At 37.0% G+C, this 19300-nt stretch carries 17 protein-coding genes; 15 read left to right on the forward strand and 2 right to left on the reverse strand.

Annotated elements, in window-relative coordinates:
- Positions 1-5 precede the first annotated feature (5 nt).
- Positions 6-2840 (reverse strand): insulinase family protein, encoded by a 2835-nt coding sequence (locus ED557_13615; GenBank protein RNC79559.1) that lies wholly within the window; start codon positions 2838-2840, stop codon positions 6-8.
- A gap of 142 nt (positions 2841-2982) precedes the next feature.
- Between ED557_13615 and ED557_13620 the strand changes: the two genes are divergently transcribed.
- The 13 genes from ED557_13620 (at position 2983) to ED557_13680 (ending at position 18136) form a co-directional block, all read left to right on the forward strand.
- Positions 2983-3567 carry a DUF3109 family protein gene (locus tag ED557_13620; protein ID RNC79746.1) on the forward strand — a complete coding sequence of 195 codons (585 nt, stop codon included), beginning with the start codon at positions 2983-2985 and terminating at the stop codon, positions 3565-3567.
- Positions 3568-5073 carry an RNA polymerase sigma-54 factor gene (rpoN, locus tag ED557_13625; GenBank protein RNC79560.1) on the forward strand — a complete coding sequence of 502 codons (1506 nt, stop codon included), beginning with the start codon at positions 3568-3570 and terminating at the stop codon, positions 5071-5073.
- 214 nt (positions 5074-5287) lie between these two features.
- Entirely contained in the window at positions 5288-5593 is a 306-nt protein-coding gene (locus ED557_13630; GenBank protein RNC79561.1) for a hypothetical protein, read from the forward strand.
- Between the two features lie 237 nt (positions 5594-5830).
- Positions 5831-6028, forward strand: a complete 198-nt coding sequence (locus ED557_13635; GenBank protein ID RNC79562.1) for a hypothetical protein — start codon at positions 5831-5833, stop codon at positions 6026-6028.
- 65 nt (positions 6029-6093) lie between these two features.
- Positions 6094-7176, forward strand: a complete 1083-nt coding sequence (locus ED557_13640; protein ID RNC79563.1) for a 6-bladed beta-propeller — start codon at positions 6094-6096, stop codon at positions 7174-7176.
- A 275-nt stretch (positions 7177-7451) separates the two neighbouring features.
- Positions 7452-10505: an efflux RND transporter permease subunit gene (locus tag ED557_13645; GenBank protein ID RNC79564.1), complete on the forward strand. Its 3054-nt coding sequence runs from the start codon at positions 7452-7454 to the stop codon at positions 10503-10505.
- Positions 10505-11569, forward strand: coding sequence for an efflux RND transporter periplasmic adaptor subunit (locus ED557_13650; protein ID RNC79565.1), 1065 nt, complete (start codon positions 10505-10507; stop codon positions 11567-11569). Before ED557_13645 ends, ED557_13650 begins: the two co-directional genes overlap by 1 nt.
- A gap of 4 nt (positions 11570-11573) precedes the next feature.
- Positions 11574-14702 carry an efflux RND transporter permease subunit gene (locus ED557_13655; GenBank protein ID RNC79566.1) on the forward strand — a complete coding sequence of 1043 codons (3129 nt, stop codon included), beginning with the start codon at positions 11574-11576 and terminating at the stop codon, positions 14700-14702.
- 114 nt (positions 14703-14816) lie between these two features.
- A complete protein-coding gene (locus ED557_13660; GenBank protein ID RNC79567.1) occupies positions 14817-15149 on the forward strand; it encodes an AraC family transcriptional regulator in 333 nt (110 codons plus the stop codon).
- Positions 15150-15292: 143 nt separating this feature from the next.
- Entirely contained in the window at positions 15293-15553 is a 261-nt protein-coding gene (locus ED557_13665; GenBank protein ID RNC79568.1) for a hypothetical protein, read from the forward strand.
- A 60-nt stretch (positions 15554-15613) separates the two neighbouring features.
- Complete coding sequence (locus ED557_13670) at positions 15614-16660, forward strand: hypothetical protein (protein RNC79569.1); 1047 nt, start codon at positions 15614-15616, stop codon at positions 16658-16660.
- Positions 16629-17189, forward strand: coding sequence for a hypothetical protein (locus ED557_13675; GenBank protein RNC79570.1), 561 nt, complete (start codon positions 16629-16631; stop codon positions 17187-17189). The genes ED557_13670 and ED557_13675 overlap by 32 nt, the downstream gene beginning before the upstream one ends.
- Positions 17190-17266: 77 nt before the next feature.
- The gene (locus ED557_13680) at positions 17267-18136 is read left to right on the forward strand and encodes a carboxypeptidase-like regulatory domain-containing protein (GenBank protein ID RNC79571.1); all 870 of its coding nucleotides are present in this window, start codon (positions 17267-17269) and stop codon (positions 18134-18136) included.
- A gap of 85 nt (positions 18137-18221) precedes the next feature.
- Here ED557_13680 and ED557_13685 read toward each other — a convergent pair whose 3' ends face one another.
- On the reverse strand, positions 18222-18476 hold the full coding sequence (locus ED557_13685; GenBank protein ID RNC79572.1) for a hypothetical protein: 255 nt from the start codon (positions 18474-18476) through the stop codon (positions 18222-18224).
- Here ED557_13685 and ED557_13690 point away from each other — a divergent pair, their 5' ends adjacent.
- A complete protein-coding gene (locus ED557_13690) occupies positions 18477-19121 on the forward strand; it encodes a DUF4143 domain-containing protein (GenBank protein ID RNC79573.1) in 645 nt (214 codons plus the stop codon).
- Between the two features lie 14 nt (positions 19122-19135).
- Positions 19136-19258 carry a hypothetical protein gene (locus ED557_13695; protein RNC79574.1) on the forward strand — a complete coding sequence of 41 codons (123 nt, stop codon included), beginning with the start codon at positions 19136-19138 and terminating at the stop codon, positions 19256-19258.
- Positions 19259-19300: the final 42 nt, after the last annotated feature.

Here is a 19300-nt window from a genome sequence, read left to right on the forward strand (position 1 = left end):
GGAGCTTAATTTCCTTCTCTAAAATTCTCGCTTATTAAAATTGGTTTACCAAAACCAAGAGCCTCCAATCTATCCATTTGAGTAGCGGCATCTCCAACCACTAAATAGATCATTCGATTTGGATTGGCATATTCTCCTGCAAGTTCCGAAATACGATCAATGGTCATGTCCTGAACTATTTGTTCTCTTTCCAGGATGTAATTCGGACTCCATCCATAATCTGAGATGTTTTCGACCATATTCAGTTTTGCACCTAAGGTCTCAAATCGACGGGCATTACTCTTTAATAGAAAACTCTTAGTGGTTTCAAGATCCTGTTCGGTAAAAGTAGTTGGATACTGCTCCAGAATTTCTTTGACCAAAGCCGCTGATTCGTAGGTAACATTAGTTCGTACTCCACTACTAATGGTAAATGGACCTGGAAGGGCAGAACCACCAAATCCTGATCCAATTCCATATGTGTATCCCTTTCCTTCTCGAAGTTCCTGGGTAAATCTTGAAGCAAAGCCACCGCCACCCAGGATATAATTCATAACTGTAGCAGGGTAATAATTTTCGTCGGTAACGGGCATAGCCAGGTAACCAAAACGGATTACGGATTGCTTTGCATTAGGTACGTCATAGAAATATACCTGCGATTCAGAGGGAGCCTCAGGAAAAGTAAGTTCAGGAAGCTGTACATCTTTCGCAGCCCAACCTTCCTGTATTCCTCGAAGTGCTGAAGTAACTGCTCGTTCATTTACAGATCCTACAACCATGTAACTAGCAAGAGTAGGAGAGAAGTTACTTTCGTAATACGATTTCAGATCATCAATCGTGATAGTTTCAACACTTTCAGTAGTTCCAATGGAGTTATTGGATAGAATGTTATCTTCACCATAAATCAATTTGTTATAGGCGTTGGCTGCTATACTATTTGGATTAGCACTTTGCGCTGCAATTTGACTTAAAGTGCTTTGTTTAGCTAAATCGAACTCAGTTTCATCCCATCTAGGTTCCAAAAGCATTTCCTGAACCAGAGCCATTGTAGCTGAATAGTTTCGTGAAAGAGTATTACCAGTAATGCTGATGCTTTGCTGTCCTGAACTAATATTTATGGATGCACCCAGATCATCAATAGCTTCTTCTAATTCTTCCGGAGTTTTATTTGCCGTTCCTCTGGTCATAACTTCAGCTACAAGGTTAGCTACCCCTACTTTATCAGGATCATCTAGCAACAAGCCTCCTTTTAGCTTTAACTCAAACTGAACGAGCGGTAATTCTGTGTTTTCAATGCCGTAAACTTTCAATCCATTAGAAAGCTCAGTTTCCCAAATCTCAGGGATTTTAATCGTTGGGCTTTCTCCATATGGTGGCTCAACAGTTCGGTCGAAACTAGAAGCGGTACGCTCATAATCAGTTTCTTCGGGAAGGGTGAAAGACTCATCAGCACCGCTTTCAGCGATTACCTCTTCCTCAACACTAGCTAGTTCAGAGCCATCAAGAATTAAATCGGTTTGGCCTCTTGGGACAAAACTGGTAGCTACAAAATCCTTTCCTTTGATGTATTGCTCATAAACTCGCATTACATCTTCACGGGTAACCGCTAAGGTTTTTTTGATGTCTTCATTAATGTATCCGGGATCATCAGCAAAAATATTGTACTGAGCAAGGTTGAACGCTTTACCCAATACACTTGAAAGGCCATTATAAAATTGAGTTTCAATACCTGCTTTGATTCTGTTTAAATCGGCATCGGTAAACCCTTCTTCTTCAAACCTGGTGAAAGCTTCTTCTACGGCTACATGTACTTCGTTCAAGTCGGTACCAGGGAATGCCCTGGTAATAAAACCAACTTCACCAGCTATCTCAGAATTGTTGCTGAACATGAACACCGTCGAAGTAAGTTCTTTCTCATCGATCAATACTTTATTAAGTGGAGCTTTTTTACCAGAAGCCAATAATTCCATCAAAATGTCCAATGCATAGGAGTCTGGATGGTAAAGGTCGACACCTGGCCAGTACATTCTTAATTCAGGAAGGCGAGCAAAATTATCTTCGTAATAAAGTTTTTTAGTTTCAGCAAGAACTGCTGGTCGATCTTCAATTGGTTCGATCTCAATTCCCCTTGGAATTTCATCAAAGTATTTGTGTATCCATTCTTTTGCCTGCACAGGATCAAAATCTCCGGCTATCACTAGTGTAGCATTATTTGGTGTGTACCAGGTATTATAGAATTCCTTTACATCAGCTAAGGTGGCATTTTGCAGATCTTCGAGCGATCCAATCACCTGCCAGTTATATGGGTGCTCTTCGGGATACATGTTCTTACCGATCACATAATTGGCATGGCCATAAGGCTGATTATCAATTCCCTGGCGCTTTTCATTCTTTACAACCTGCTTCTCCTTTGCTACAACAGCTTCCGTAACTGTGTTGATGAAGTACCCAAGTTTATCTGCTTCAGCCCAAATCATTTTTTCAAGAGCGTCGTTGGGTACAGTTTGGAAATAGTTGGTACGATCACGACTTGTTGATCCATTGGCACCTGAACCACCAATTCTACTACTCATTTGATCAAGACCACCTTTACCCAGGTTTTCTGATTCTAAGAATAGGAGGTGTTCAAACAAATGAGCAAAACCGGTTTTGCCTTCTTTCTCTCTGGAAGATCCAACATGAAAAGTTAGAGCTACCGCAGTAACAGGATCGGAGTCATCCTGATGGAAGATTACTTCAAGACCGTTATCAAGTGTAAATTTTTCATAGTCGACAGAGAATTCCTGTTCATTTAATCCTGAGCAACCTGCAAGGACGATGATGAACGTGAAAATAGAAAGAGAAGAAACCGATAATTTCATAGGAAGATTAGATTTAGTTCAATCGTGAAGATAGTTGGGAATAGGTTATCAAATTGTTAAAGAATGCTTTGAAATAATGTTCCAAAAAGAATAGTTATCAATAGGATATTTCGGATTGGCACGATGTTTGTATATTGGGCCGATGATCAAAGTACAGGATACCATAATAGCGGATGATGTAGCAACAGCAAAGTTTGCTTGTGACCTTCCTCGATGCAAGGGAGCTTGCTGTGTAGTTGGTGACGCTGGTGCCCCGGTTTCTAAAGATGAAGTACCTATACTCCACAAAGCTTATCGACTTCTAAAAGATGAATTGCGACCTGAAGCGGTAGAAGTAGCTGATCGGGAAGGGGTTGTAATAGGCTCCAAAGAAAAGGGATATGAAATCTCATGTGTGGGTGGGGCTGAATGTGTATTTGTGAATTATGATGAACATGATGTCGCCTATTGTACTATTCAAAAGGCTTATTTCGAAGGTCGCTTTAATTGGGAGAAACCTCTGAGTTGCCATCTTTTTCCTGTTCGATTGAAAAAAATTGCTGGGTTTGACTACGCTAATTTCGAATATGTACCAAATATTTGTTCTCCTGCATGTGAGAAAGGTAAGGAGGAAGGTACTTATCTGGCTGAGTTTCTTGAGGCTCCGTTAGTAAGGAGATACGGTCAGGATTGGTACGATGAGTTTATTGCTGCTTGCGAATATGTAAGGTCAAAAGAGGAGGAGTAAATGCTCCGTAATCAACAGAATATTAGCCAAAAGCTTCAGCAGGGGCTTCAGCAAAAGCTATCTCCCCAACAGTTGCAGTATATAAAGCTATTGCAGCTACCTACAATTGCCCTGGAGCAAAGGATAAAGGAAGAAATTGAAATGAATCCTATTCTGGAAGAATTGGATGGGATGCAGCAAATTCAGGAAAGGATTGATCAACAAGAGGAAGACCCAAAAGAAGAACGGGAAGAGGCTTTAGAAAGCCTGGAAGAGCATGAAGTAGATTGGGATGAATTTGATAAAAACACTGAGTTCGAAGGAGAGACGTACTCAATCCCTGTAAATCCGGATATAGAAGAATGGAGAGACCTTCCCAATCCATATAATGAGTCGTTGCTAGAAGAGCTGGAGAAGCAGGTTTCGCTGCTTGATTTGTCTGAAGATGAGCGGCTTATTGCCGATCAAATTTTAGGTTCTTTAGATGAAGATGGATACTTCAGGCGCGAATTAATTGCTGTTGCTGATAATATCGCCTTCAATCATGGAATTTATCTGGAAGAGGAAGATGTGGAGCGAATACGAAAGCAGATTCAGCTCCTGGATCCAATAGGGATTGCTTCTACAAGCTTACAAGACTGTTTATTAGTACAACTCCGGGAAGCAGATGAAATGTTACCGGGAAGAGAGTTGGCAATCGAAGTAGTTAATAGGACCTGGGCAGCATTTGAAAAAAAGCACTTCGATAAGATTATTCAGAGATTGAACACCGATGAAGAATCATTAAAAGAGGCTTTTGAAGCCATTAGAAGAATGGACCCTCGTCCTGGTGCAGTAAGTGACGGCCTGGAAGAAACTCAAAACTATATCGAACCTGATTTTGAAGTGTATTGGAGGGGAGAACATCAAAGTGAAACCGGGAATGGGGAGTTTGTTATTCATCTGAATCAACGCAACGCTCCTTCTCTTAGGATTTCTCCGGAGTACAAACAGATGTGGGATGAGATTAAAGCCAAAAAGGATAAGGCAGATGCTCAGACACAACAATTCATGAAAGGGAAGATAGATTCGGCTAACTGGTTTATTGAATCAATAAGGCAACGTCAGAATACACTCATGAATACCATGAAAACGATGGTAGCTCTGCAGGAAGATTTTTTCAAGTTCGGAGACGGATTAAAACCCATGATTCTGAAAGATGTAGCTGAGCGAATTGGGATGGATATCTCTACGGTATCTCGTGTAGTAAACGGGAAGTACGTGCAGACCAATTTTGGAGTGTATGAGCTTAAATACTTCTTTAACGAAGGATTAGAAACCGAAAGTGGAGAAGAAGTCTCAAACCGGGAAGTCAAGAATATCCTTCAAACAATTATTGATAATGAAGACAAGAGAAATCCTTTGAGTGACCAGGCATTAGCGGATGCTCTTAATGAAAAAGGATATAAAGTAGCCCGAAGGACAGTAAGTAAATACCGGGAGCAATTGAATGAGCCCGTGGCCAGGTTGAGGAAACAGATTATATAGCTAGATGTAACGAAATCTTGATTTTGATCTTTTAAAATTAATTCTTTCATTTCCAACGGCTTAAGAATAGAGAGAAGTAAAAAAGCCGTCTTGTCAAAATGGTCATCAATAAATATGAACTCAAATGCAACACATAGAGAATGCTGTTGATATTTTAGGGCAGCATATCAGTTCGATTATTGAGTAAGTATTAAAACAAAATTCATATCTATTCATGAAAAAAGATATAGCTGAAGCCCTAGATGTACTTCAAGAATATCGCTCCGAACTAAAATCTATTTATCAATGGGCGCAAAAGATGGGCTATACTTCCTCAAAAAAATTCTCCAGAAGTTTCTTACACCATTTTGGTGAAAGACCAAAAGATGTACACGATCGAATTTGGACAGTAGCTACCGTTAATGCACTTAGAAATAGTGACAAAGAAACTACTATGTATGCTATCGCGAGAGAACTTGGATTTGATAATGATGACTGTATGTACCGTTTCGTGAAAAGAACCACCCAAAAGCCTAAATAAATTTGCAATCCTTCGATAGTGGTTACACCTTTTTTTTGGGGAATAATCATGGGGAATAATCATGGGGAATAATCATGGGGAATAATCATGGGGAATAATCATGGGGAATAATCATGGGGATAATAGTTTGAGAATACAGCTCTGGTAGAATAGATTTGATCTTCAATTTTAAATAACTATACAGTGATGAAAAAAAGTAAAATAATATTTAGCTGTTTCTTTGTAATGCTACTTTGTATGTTTATGGACGTTAGAGCATCTTATGCTGATTGGTGGCAGTGTACCAATTCTTCAGGTAGTGTTATCATAGATATAGTTAATAATGATAATGATACCGTGTCTTGGATCATGTATACTTCAGACGGAATTTTTCTCGAAGAAGGCACTATTGGAGGACAATATGATGGAGGAGATGATTGGTGTTATCCTTCATAACCACTATAATTAACTGTTATTTTCAAACAATCAAAGCAATGACCTAGTCGTTGCTTTTTATATTTATGCGATTATTATTTTTAATATTAAGTGTATTCATACTAAGTTGTAAAAATGAGCACAGTGTACCAGGGTATGTGTCAGAATTGGAATTAGATTCTTTTGATTATATAGGATTAACAGTATCAGATGAAGTTATTAATTCGGATACATTAGTTTTCGAGTCTCTGTATGATATCGAAACAGCTAATGGGAGTGATCCAATATCGAACTTCCCCGTAGATATAGGAAAAGTAGGTGAACAGTACTGGATTTTGGATGTGCGAGGAGGTGCCATTCATGTATATGAAGCGAATGGTGAATATGTGAAAACTATAGCTCAAAAAGGAAAGGGGCCTAATGAATTACTAAAGCCTGCATCCATCAATACCATCGTGGAGAATCAAGAGCAAATCAGGATATTTGTTTTGGATACTGGTTTAAGCAGTTTAATTGAGTACGATAAACATGGAAAAGAAATTGACCGAACTGTAAGTGAGTTTATTAATACAAATTATTGGTCACTTGACTTAGTGAACGGTGATAACAATACCTTCTTTATTCAACAATCACCATACAAAGATTCATTGCTCATCCAAATCGATACTGAAGCCAAATTGGTGAATAAATTTATTCCCAGAATTACACCATTAAATGATTCATACATATCCCATAATCGTATTACTCATGATTATAACGATACACAACGTATGCTAACCTATGGATTTAAAGGCCTTCCATTAATCTTTATTGTAACCGAATCTGAAAAATATGTATTCAATCTTCTTCCGGATAAAGAATTAACGGAATTCAATAAGCCTTTTATGAGAAAAACGAAAACGTCATTTACTGGAAATGCCAATGATCTAATAGGCCAGGGAATTAATATTATCCTTCATGATTTATCGATTACGAAAGAAAAGATTTACTTTAGCTATATGGGAAAGCTCCATTCGATTGATTTAGCTACAAAAAAAGTGACCAAATATATATTAGTTGAAAGTACAGGTGACCCCATAAGCGGGTTTACAAGGTTAAAGATCAGGGACAATGAAATTTTTTTAATTAACTCCGTCAAAAAAAAGATTCATAAGAGCTTCATTAACTGATTGCGCTTATCGATATAAGTAAATGTTCAAGCTGGAATAATGCACGGGTACGTGTTCGTCAATGCTCCGTGTCTTAGTTTGCTTTTGTATTTATACCACAGAGATTAACCCCACGGCTTCTAGTTCACCCGAGATTCCAAGCTGGGAAGATGCCAACTTTAGAATTGTACAACCTTACTTAAATATTGGTTAATTAAAGCATAATTTTCTCTATGAAAGTTGGACTTCAAATAATCATATCAGTACTATTCTTTAAGTAACTAAAATAACTCTATTTGCTTCTTAGAAAACCCATTGCCTCGGTTATCATTGTTCTAGCCGTTTTAATTTTTGGTGGGATTTCTCTGTCCCGGTTATCCGTAGAATTGCTACCGGATGTAAGCCAGCCGAGCTTACTTATTTCGACGGAGTATATTGGAGCCCCAGCTTCGGAAGTAGAGTACCGGATTAATGAGCCACTGGAAGGGATTATGGGTTCGGTGAAAGGGGTAAAAGAAATTCGTGGGTTAGCCCGTCAAGGCAAGAGCCTATTGTTCCTCACCTTTAACTGGGGAACCGATATGGATTTGGCATTTCTGAATGTGAGAGAAAAGCTGGACCAGGCCCGGTATTTACTGCCAGAACAGTCCGAAAGGCCGCAAATCATATACGCCTCAGGTTCCGATCAGCCTGTCGCGACTTTGTCGCTTTCCAATAAGAATCAGGAGATTCAAAGTTTTAGTGACCAGCTAGAATTAAAGCAATGGGCAGAGCAGGTATTTACCCGAAGGTTAGAGCAGCAAGAAGGGATAGCTCAGGCCATACTGGTTGGTGCAGTAGAGCCAGAAGTGCAAATCAATTATGACCCTTCTTTACTTGATCGCTTTGATGTTTCCCTGGCCCAGGTGCAACAGGTGGTTCAGGATGCAAACCTGTTTTCTTCGACAGGAGAGCTTAGAGACGGCTGGTATCGCTATGCCTTAAAAATTGAAAGCCGAATAAATTCGATAGAAGATATTCGCCAAACTCCGGTCAAGTCGCTGGCTAATGGGAGAGTGCTACTTCTTGATGAACTGGCTGATATTACCCTTACTGAAGCAGATCCTACATCCTTTGCACTATTGGATGATAAAGAGATACTAAGTGTTCAGGTAAAAAAAGAGTTTGGGTCAAATACAGTATCTGTATTTGAAACTTTATTGGAAACCTTAGGAGAGATAGAAACTCAATACCCGGAAATAGAAATCGGGATTGTACTCGAGGATGCTACCTATATTCAGAACTCCATCTCTAACTTACTTCAGACCTTGCTTATAGGTGGTGTGCTGGCATTTATGGTGCTGTTTCTTTTTCTAAACGATGCCCGAACTCCTTTCACTATTGGGATTTCAATTCCAGCAAGCATTTTCCTCACTTTTACCCTTATGTTTGTTCTCGACATTCAATTGAACATCATTTCTTTGAGTGGATTGACATTAGGTATTGGGCTGCTTTTAGATAACTCAATTGTTGTGCTGGAGAATATCAATCGATATAAAGAGCAAGGCTTAGACAGGTTCACCGCTTCGCTAAAAGGGACAAGGGAAATAGCCCTGGCGGTAACTGCATCAACTTTCACAACCGTATCCGTATTTCTACCACTGCTTTTTTTAGGTGGATTCGAAGGAGCCTTTTTTCGAGATCTTGCCGCTACCTTATCTATCAGTCTGCTTTCATCGTTATTAGTGGCATTAATAATTCTTCCTGTTTTTGTAGCACAATTTTCGTCTGATAAGGAAAGTAAAATTCTTGGGCGTATTTCAATATGGCTGACAAATCTCGTTCAGGCTTATGAAAGAAGTCTTTCAAAAGTAAAAAAAAGACCACTCGTTGTTTTTGTAGTTGCTTCGCTACTCATAGCAAGTACTATTGGTACCTTTCTATATATAGATAAAGCTTCTCTTCCGGAAAGTGAACCGGATCAACTTGAATATCTAATCACTTTGCCGGGTAATACCTCGCTTAGATCTACTCAGGAAATAGCTTTTGAAGTAGTACGAACGATTCAGAGCAACAGTGATATTGAAGGGATTCTAGCCTATGCAGGATATACCGATGATATAAGCCTAAATACGGTTACCGATGAGGCTCTCAATAAACTTCATCTCTCTATTCCGGTAAGTAATCAGGAACAAATTTTTCAAGTCGAAACCATTTTCGAGCAATTGCTTGCCAGTTATGATACCTGGGATATAATTCAAAAAGCTACCAGAGGTTTTACTGTTGTGGAATCTTCCAGTGAAGTTCCGGTAGAAGTATCCATTATTGGAGAAGACAGAACATTTAGTAAACGGGTAGGGAGTGCTTTATTTGAGGAGCTATCGGATGATTTTCCTAGCCTTCAAACCCAGGAAAAATACCCTCAGAGAGTATCGGTGTATCAACTCCGGTTCAAAAGCAAAGAGTTACTTAACTATGGTATTTCGGAAAGAGAAGTTATAAACTATCTCGAATCTGTTTCCAGGGGAAAGTGGATTACGGATTGGACAAGGCAGGATGAAAATGTTTCGGTAAGGCTTAGAGCTCAGGGTCAGCAAGTCATACACCCTGACGATATCAGCTTGAATTTTGATGATAAAATTATCCCTCTTTCTGACCTGGTTATTATTACAGAAGCAGAAGAAGCCGAGCAGATTGAGCGGATTGGGCAAGCTCCTGTGCTTACATTTACAACTAATCTTAGTTATACAGATTGGTGGTGGAAGTCAGCGTTAATCAATGAGGAAATCCAGCAGTTTATGAGAGAAACAAGTCAGGAGGTTCGGGTTTTTGGCCAAGCTCCGGAGCTCATTGAATTATTAAAACAATTAGGAATGCTTTTGTCGCTAAGCGTCCTTCTAATCTACCTGATTCTTGCTATCCAATATGAAAACCTGCTCTATCCTTTGCTCATTATTTTAGCTATTCCATTTGCATGGATTGGCTCTATAGGAATACTCTTTGTTACAGGCTTAAGTTTGAATGCTCTCTCTTTTATGGGAATTTTAATACTTACTGGTATTGCAGTAAATGATTCTATTTTGAAAATAGATTTTATGAGAAGATATCTCGCTGAGACAGGAGATCTGGACGCTGCCATACAACAAGCGGGCATTAATAGGTTCAGACCTGTGGTTATGACAAGTTTGACAACTATTTTGGGTCTAATACCCATGCTTATTCCTATTGGAGATGGGTATGTATTTCGTCAGTCTTTGGCAATTGCTTTGGTTGGGGGCCTATTTACGAGTACATTACTAACATTGTACATAATTCCTACCGTATTCAGAGTTATTAATCGTAAGAAATATCAATTAAATAAAACGTCATAATGAGAACCAGGTCTAAATACATATTAAACATGATACCTGTATTGGCCCTTTTTTTGTTAGTTGGCTGTATAGGTGAGAAAGAGAGAGTAGAGCAACCTGATTTAGATAGTATAGAAATACGTCCTGAAGTAGTCTTTACTGTAGTTGATGCAGAACCACTACAATTTTTTGTAGAAAGCAGGGGAGTAATAGAACCGGATCAAAAAATTTCTCTCGCACCAAGAATAGGTGGATTCCTTGAAAACCATAATATTGTTGAAGGCAAAGTAATTGAGGAAGGAGAACTCATCTTTCAACTGAATAAGGAAGAATGGGAATTGAGGGAGCAAGAGGCTTATAATAACTATCTGAAAGCTAAAGCTGATTTTGAAGTAGAAGCACAACTTCGTGGTACTAATGGAAATACGAATGACCTGGAAGGGTATCGAATTACCTCCGGACTTGCTGATGCAGAGATCGCTTATGACCGAGCGAAGCTGGACCTTTCCTATACCACATTGAAAGCTCCTTTTTCAGGTATAATATCCACGAAAGAAGTAATTACGAATGGGGCATATATTTCTGCTGGAAAGGAACTGGGGGTGCTAATCAATAGTGAAATTGTATATGTTCGCTTCGATGTACTGGAATCAGAGATTAGTGGCTTAAACTCAGGAATGGAGATTCAACTAGAAGATCCATCAGGCAATTCTTTTTCTGGTGTGATATCAGCTATTTCACCTGAAATAAATCTGGATACCAAAACAGGACAGGTAGTTGCAAAGGTGGAAAACCCCCAAGAGTATTTAAAACCGGGAATGACGGTTGAAGGAAGAGTTTTTGTAAGAAGCGAAACAAGTAAAGTGAGAATGCCCAGAGAGGCATTGCTGGAAAGAGATGGACGAACGTTGGTATTCAAGCTTAATAAGGATGAAGTTGAGTGGATTTATGTAACTCCGGAGGCTATGACCACTGAATGGGTACTCGTAAATCATCCGGATATTTTTCCAGGGGATACCTTAGCTATAGACAAACATTTTAGTATCAGCCATCAGCAAAAAGTGGTGCCATTGTTAGATAATTAAAGCAATGGAAGAATTACTGAGGCGCAAATACCTGATCTCCTTTTTTTACCTGATGGTATGTTTGGTAGGATTTGTAGCTTGGAATTCTATAAGTATTGAGCAAACACCTGAACTCAACTTACCATCCATTACAGTTTCTTATTCGTGGGGAAGCACTGTTCCTGAGATTATGGAACAGGAGATTACGCGAAAAGTGGAAAGTGCTGCAAATCGTCTGCGAGATGTTTCAGAAATACGATCTATTACCCAGGAAGGAAGGAGTTCAGTTACCATTACCTTTTTCAAAAATGCGCCGGTAGAATTCCGGGCTCTTGAAATGCGGGAGTATTTGAATACTCTGGAGGCTGATCTCCCCACTAATATTTCTCCGGCATCTATTTCTCGACAGGTGCCCCAGGAATTAGAGGACCAGCAAACTTTTCTGATTTTTACCCTTAGTGGAGAATTGCAGGGAAAAACATTGCTCGAATACGCCCGGCAAAATATAAAAACCCAATTGCTGGGGACTGAGGGATTAGCTGATATAAAACTGGAAGGGGTAGAAGACCCGGCATTAATCATTGAATTTGATCGTGATCAACTTGAAAAATATGATATTTCCCCCAGCCTTGTTTTAGTAGAGATAAGGGATAAACTCTCCTGGAATGGTGCGGGTTTTGTAGATGGAATGGGAGAACGAACAAGCCTGATATTACCTCCGGTATTTAACCAGCGAGCTGATATTGCCGGAATGAGAATATCACTTCCAGGCTCTCAAAGACAATTATTACTCGAAGAAATTGCTTCAGTAAGTGTTACCGATTATCCTTCTAAAACAAAGAGAAGGATAAATGGGAATCCTGCATTAACTATAGAATTCGTGAAAGAAGGAGGGGCAGATGCTTTAGAACTTGCGAAAGAGATTATTGAAAAAATGGAGATAATAGAGTCCAAGATTCCTGAAGGGATGGAACTAAGAATGCAGTTTGATTCGACAGAGGAATTGAGGGAACAATTTGATGAATTAGCTACTCAGGCTATGTTAAGTGGAGTGCTAGTATTTGTCATTGTACTGCTATTCATCCGGAGCTTACGGGCCCCGCTAATTATCATCGGTAGTGTGCTTTTCTCAGTATTAATGAGCATAGCGTTGCTCTTGGTTTTTAATTATACACTCAATGTAATTACTCTCGCGGGCATAACCATTGCACTTGGGATGTTGATTGACAACGCAGTGGTGGTTTTTGAGCAGATTAATTCTGAGTTGCCTCTCTCAAGGCAGGAAAGGAGTAAGCATATAATTGGAAAACTTGGGAATGCTGTTGTTCCTGTATTTGGCAGCACATTTACAACCATAGGTATTTTTATTCCGCTTCTTTTTGCCCTGGATGAACTGAAATTATTCCTAATGCCACTTGCAGTGGCATTAACCCTCACTCTTGTTTGTTCTGTACTAATCGCTTTTACCTGGATTCCTTATGCTTTGATATGGCTTACCTCCGAAAAAGAAAATGGCTCTGCCAAAAAGCCCAGGAGAAATATTGTTTCAAACAAACTTGGACTTCAACTTCTCTTTTACCGAAACAAATTAAAGTGGGTTGTTTTAGCAGCATTGATATGGCTGATTGGTGTTCCTCTGTTTCTTATTCCTGATCCTGACTGGGAAAGCACCAATTGGCCGGAATTCACACAGGTTTATTTTGATAATCGTGATAATATCGATCCGTGGATAGGAGGAATCACACAGAAATTTGTAAGTGAAACCTATTTTGGAAGTCCATGGAGTAGAAGCGAACAAGAGTATATAACGGTTTATATCCGCTCTCCTCAAGGCACGCCGCTTTCCGAGATCGATAAGATTGTAGCTAACTACGAGACAATTGTAAAACCCTATCAGCAGGCCTTCACCTACTATGAAGCTCAGATGTCAGAATACTATGGTGCTCATATCAGGTTTGCCGTTGACCCTGATTATTTATTTAATCCCGACCCTTATTATTTCTTTGGAGAGGCAATGTACCTGGCAGCTCGTACAGGTAATGTAGCTACTTCTGTTTCGGGTTTTGGTGACGGGATAAGTACTGGCTTTGGAGGGCAGTCTTCTTCTCATAGGATTCAGCTAACGGGATATTCCTATGATGAGCTTTATGAATTGGCTGGAGAAATTCAGAGAAGACTGGAGAGGAATCGACGTGTAAGAGAGGTAGATATTAATTCAAGCTCCTACTTCAGTAGAAACGATTTTCAACAATATAAGCTAGAGTTGGATAATGAAACGATAGTCGCGAAAGGTTTAGATCGAAGAGAAGTATTACAGGCTTTATCCATAGACTTGAATCCAACTAATACGGTTAGCAAAGTGGAGTTCGAAGGTCAAAAAATGTACCTGATAGGTACCACTGGAGCAGAACTAATGTATGAAGAAGATCTCATGAACACACCAAGGGAAACCCAAAATGCTTCCTTTAACCTTGCTCGAATAAGTGAAATTCAAAAAGAGAAAGCGTTAACAGAGATTCGAAGAAATAACCAATCTTATGAACGAACAATTACCTTAAATTTTTTGGGGAATTTCCGAATGGGAAGGGAATATATCCAGCAAACTTTAGATGCAGTTCCTGTTCCAGTAGGGGCAAGCATTAACTATGGTTTTTCTTTTTTTGGAAGGGATAACGAAGAGACTACTAGAAATTTATGGTTCATAGCTTTTCTAAGTGTATTAAGTGTCTGGATGATTGTTTCAGCACTACTTGAGAGCTGGAAAGGGCCGCTTTTTGTGATTCTTGCTGTTCCGTTATGTGGTATAGGTATTATGCTTGGCACTCTTTCTAACGATCTTGCATTTGATCGAGGAGCAATAGCCGGGGCATTGTTAAGTATCGGGGTAGTAGTTAATAATGCAATTCTTTTGATCCATCAGCATCAGTTGGAATTAAAAAAAGGAATAGGTGGACTTAGAAACTGGCTGTATGTATTTAGAAAAAAGATTCGGACAATTTTAATTACAACCACTACTACCATAGCAGGATTAACCCCTATGCTAATTTTTGGTTCCAACGAGTTTTGGGAGCCACTTGCAGTTATTGTGATCTGGGGATTGTTGTTTAGTACTGGGTTACTGCTTTTTGTTTCTGGAATGTGGGTGAAAAAGTAGCAGTAAGAATTATTTTGATTTTTTAAAAGTAATTACTTTTTTAACAAAGTCTTGAAGAGAAATAGGTTAGGTAGTTCTGCAAGCGCTAAGAACTTTGTAATTAATTAACTTCCAATGCACAAAATAGAGAATGCAGTTGATATATTAGGAGAGCATATTACGAGAGTTACTACCGTAGCTGAGTGGGCAGAGCTCATGGGGTATTCTTCGGCAGATTATTTTTCAAAAAAAGTTAAGACTCATTATGGCTGTTCTCCGAAAGAAATTTATATACAACAAAAAATCAAGAAGATAAAAGAATGTCTCAGAACATCTCCTGACGATATTTATTATTGTATTGCCCGAGAATTAGGTTTTGCAAATGATACTGCTTTATACAAGTTTGTTAACAGGCATACTGGTATGTGTATAGGGAGTCTGAAAAGGGAGTCTGAAAAGGGAGTCTGAAAAGGGAGTCTGAAAAGGGAGTCTGAAAAGGGAGTCTGAAAAGGGAGTCTGAAAAGGGAGTCTGAAAAGGGAGTCTGAAAAGGGAGAAACTCATCTCCTGAAAACATAAATTTTTATGTCAACTTGAACTAATCATTGTAACAATGGAGAAAATTAAATATAAAATTATAATTTTGTTTGCGTTTATTTTTTTAATTACCATAAACTTATCTGAAGAACATAATATAACGATTGGAGGTGAAGATGCTTATGCTAGATCTGGAGATCTTATACCATGTTGGTCTCAATCAAAAATAAATTTGACATATGACTATACCAATTGTACTACTTGTACTACAGTACAATTTAGAAGGGGGTTGGCACCTCAATCTGAATGTACTACGTCAAATCCTGGCGAAGAATAGCCTAAATAATTAATAAAATTTGTGCAAAGGTATATTTATATACCTTTGCCTTATAAGTAAATGAAATTTTCAAACATATTTTTTCTAGCAAGCATAATCCTGATACTAAATTGTGTAGAACAAAAGAATAATAATATAGAAGTAGTAACAAATTTTCCTGAGCCTATAGACTTAAAAGAAGAAATAATTCTTGAAGATCAGTTTGGAAATTTTTTTATAAAACCATTAGATAGTTTATTATTACTAAGTACAATTCAGTTAGATTCTTTATACCATGTTTACAATGAGGATCTCTATAAAATTGGAGTGTTCGGCAAAATTGGCCCTGGCCCTGATGAGTTATTGATTCCTTATCATATATATGACAATACTAATAGTAGTGTTTTTATATTTGATGCACAGTTACTTAAACTAAAAGAAATCGATTTAACACTTTCTATTGATTCATCACGAATTATAGTAAAAAGAGAAATTAATTTGCCTAGAGAGTTTATCGGATTAAGAGAAATTTTTTACTTAGATAAAGCAAATCTTATCGGAATCTATGACGATCATATTCATCAAAGGATTGATTCAAAAAAAGGAATCGTAATCTACAATTTTCAAAAAGATGAATATGACATAATTGAACTTATAAATTTTAAGCTAAATCCCTATGATAGAACTGAACAAATTAATATTAATTCAAGAACTCCTGTTTTATCCCGGAATAATAATAAATTAGCTTTAATTAGTGTACATGCACCACTCCTTGAAATAATTGATATAAATACAAAAGAAAAAAGAAATTTTATCTTAGAGGAAGATTCTAAATTGGATTTAGAATATCCATTATCTGAATTTATAGATATGAATTTAATTCAATATTACGTTTTTGCTACAGCTAATGATGATAATATTTATCTACTTTACAGGGGAAGTAATGAACTCACAGCTCCAGATAATTTTTACATAAAAGTAATTACTTGGGATGGTATTCCAATTGAACAATATAAAGTAAATGGAAATTTAGATATATCTATGATAAGTATAGATGTAAATGAAAATTATATTTACGCTATAAGTTTTAATAATGATGAGATTTATAGATTTAAATTGGATAACTAAAAAAGAGTTATTGGTAGGAATTTTTATTTTGCTAGCAATAAATATTTATTCCATTTCAAAAAATAAAAGCTATAAAACTATATTAAATAGTATACCTATAAATAGCTACTATCAAGACGATAATGGTCTAAAAGAATTTAAGTTAAATAAAACCTTAGTTAACGCAGGGCATGGTGATATACATCTATATATTTTTTTTAAAAGTACTGGTTGTATTGAGTGTATTCAAAATGAAGTTAATTTATTGAATGACAATCTTGAAATAAATCACTCTTTTTTTACTGTTTTTTTGATAGGAAATGATTCGACATTACTCGAAAGGTTATATGAAGCTGAATTCGGATATAAGTTACTGCAATCTAATACAACAATAGTTAACGAGGATCTAAATTTTGATAATCCGATCGCTTTTCTAGTTACATCTACAGGAAAAGTTTTAGATACTCATTATTCCGAAATAGATAAGCCGAATAAAAGTATAGTTTTTTATAGACGTAATTTTAGGTTAATTAAATTTTTAAGTAACTAAAAAAGAGATAAATAATAGATTATTAGGTCAGTTATATAAATCCAAATTACTTTTCATATTTTATTCATTTAGGTATAATGTGTAGATTTGACAATAAAAATAATACCTTATTTATATCATTTTTCTTCCTAATATTTTCTATAGGTTTTTATAATCTGTGTAATTCACAAGTTGGAATTACAAGTACGATAGTGAGTGATTCTACTGGTTTACCCTTACCATATGTTAATATTGGAGTGCTAGGAACTAGAATCGGTACAGTAAGTAGTATTGATGGGAGTTTTTTATTAGTTAGCGATAAAATCGAGATTTCTGATTCTGTTAAGTTTTCTTATGTAGGGTATGAGAATATAGTTTTGGTTGTTGATCAGGTTAAAGAATTGAACGAAATTCGTATGGTTCCTGTAAAATTTAGTTTTACAGAAATAACAGTTAATTCGAATAGGTTAGGTAAAGAAAAAATATTTGGGAATGACTCTAAAAGAAAGGGTGGAACGGTTCTTTCCAATTGGAGGTCAGGAGATGAAATAGCTACAAAAATTAGTTTTGAAAAACCAACATATATCACAAGTGCAAATTTTAAAATCAGCCAAATTGTAGGGGATAGTATGTTTTTCAGGATAAATATTTATGATTTTCAAGATGGTAAAGTTGGAGAAAATCTAATTAGAGATAATGTTTATTTGAAAGAAAAACAAAAAACAGGGGTTGTTACCAAAGATATTAGTTTTCTTAATCTGATACTCAATGGGGATGTTCTATTATCTTTAGAGAGAATTCGAATAGACGGAGAAGTTGAGAATCGAAATCTATTATTTAGATATAAAATTTCTAATCCAGGGAATTTTTTTGCGAGAGATCTAAATTACTCCTCGAATATAAATGATGAATTTAGATTGGTTGCTAAAACAGAACTACAATTCTTTTTTCGAGGTATTGAGCTTTAGTTTTTCAAAGATTGATACTTCAAAAACTGAGCCTGTCTAAAGTAGAGTCAACTTTTAACTGGCTCAAAAAACCGGGAAGCTGGCACTACAAAAAAATAATCAACGGTAGCATATCCATTATCCAGGCATTTGTAAAAATAAACACAAGGATGGCAATATTTACCACGGTATGTAAACCGAAGGTATAGAAGATATATTTGATTCTTCCTCTTTGTAAGTATTTAGAACTATCAAGAGATGTGAGTAAAAATCCTGTTAGCCAAACCACGAGATAAAGGATAGAGAGAATAATGATTAGAGTGGGACTACCACCCGACAGGTAAACTGCCAGCATAAACACATACACCTTCAATCAAAAGAAGAGAAAGAAGTCTATTTAAGAGAATTGACTGAAACATATCTATTGAAAGATATTTTGGCTTTAGAAAACATAAGAAATGCTTCAAAAATAAAAGACCTGCTTAGGTTGATCGCTTTTCAGGTTGGAAACCAGGTTTCTTATCAAGAATTGGGTAGTCAACTTGGAATGAGCAAGAATACGGTTGAGAAATACCTTGATTTACTCCAAAAAGTATTCGTGTTATTCAAAGTAGAAGGATTCAGTAGAAATTTGCGAAAAGAGATTACTAAATCCAGTAAATGGTATTTCTTTGATAATGGGCTAAGAAATGTTCTTATCGCTAATTTTAAGGGTATATCTTCCCGGTTAGATATAGGGCAACTTTGGAAGAATTACATTATAAGTGAAAGAGTGAAGCGATTGAGTTATTCAAACATACTGGTGAACAGCTATTTTTGGAGAACCTATGACCAACAAGAAATAGATTGGGTAGAAGAGCGAAGCGGAAAGCTATACGCTTATGAAATGAAGTGGAATCCCAAAAAGAAAAGTAAAATACCTGTGGCTTGGGAAAAGGCGTATGCTCATTCATTTTTTAAGCAAATTAATCCCTCCAATTATTTAGAGTGGATACTTCCTAAATAAAAGAAACTAATTAAGTGATCAGGTTTTTTAGTCATATCTTGAGTTTAAAAGGACATAAAGTGGGTCGAAGGACGGTAAGTAAATATCGGGAGCAATTAAATGAGCCAGTTGCCAGGTTGAGGAAGCAGATTATTTAATATCACTATTTCATTTTTATATCCTTTTAATTTTATTGATAA

It is taken from the genome of Balneola sp. (assembly GCA_003712055.1).
GTDB lineage: Bacteria > Bacteroidota > Rhodothermia > Balneolales > Balneolaceae > RHLJ01.

What these genes read in the sequence shown, in the direction of transcription:
- ED557_13675 (RNC79570.1), top strand. Translation starts at nt 16,629, where the DNA reads ATGAGATTTATAGATTTAAATTGGATAACTAAAAAAGAGTTATTGGTA.
- ED557_13660 (RNC79567.1), top strand. Translation starts at nt 14,817, where the DNA reads ATGCACAAAATAGAGAATGCAGTTGATATATTAGGAGAGCATATTACG.
- ED557_13620 (RNC79746.1), top strand. Translation starts at nt 2,983, where the DNA reads ATGATCAAAGTACAGGATACCATAATAGCGGATGATGTAGCAACAGCA.
- ED557_13670 (RNC79569.1), top strand. Translation starts at nt 15,614, where the DNA reads ATGAAATTTTCAAACATATTTTTTCTAGCAAGCATAATCCTGATACTA.
- ED557_13635 (RNC79562.1), top strand. Translation starts at nt 5,831, where the DNA reads ATGTTTATGGACGTTAGAGCATCTTATGCTGATTGGTGGCAGTGTACC.
- ED557_13680 (RNC79571.1), top strand. Translation starts at nt 17,267, where the DNA reads ATGTGTAGATTTGACAATAAAAATAATACCTTATTTATATCATTTTTC.
- ED557_13640 (RNC79563.1), top strand. Translation starts at nt 6,094, where the DNA reads ATGCGATTATTATTTTTAATATTAAGTGTATTCATACTAAGTTGTAAA.
- ED557_13665 (RNC79568.1), top strand. Translation starts at nt 15,293, where the DNA reads ATGGAGAAAATTAAATATAAAATTATAATTTTGTTTGCGTTTATTTTT.
- ED557_13615 (RNC79559.1), bottom strand. Translation starts at nt 2,840, where the DNA reads ATGAAATTATCGGTTTCTTCTCTTTCTATTTTCACGTTCATCATCGTC.
- ED557_13650 (RNC79565.1), top strand. Translation starts at nt 10,505, where the DNA reads ATGAGAACCAGGTCTAAATACATATTAAACATGATACCTGTATTGGCC.
- ED557_13630 (RNC79561.1), top strand. Translation starts at nt 5,288, where the DNA reads ATGAAAAAAGATATAGCTGAAGCCCTAGATGTACTTCAAGAATATCGC.
- rpoN (RNC79560.1), top strand. Translation starts at nt 3,568, where the DNA reads ATGCTCCGTAATCAACAGAATATTAGCCAAAAGCTTCAGCAGGGGCTT.
- ED557_13655 (RNC79566.1), top strand. Translation starts at nt 11,574, where the DNA reads ATGGAAGAATTACTGAGGCGCAAATACCTGATCTCCTTTTTTTACCTG.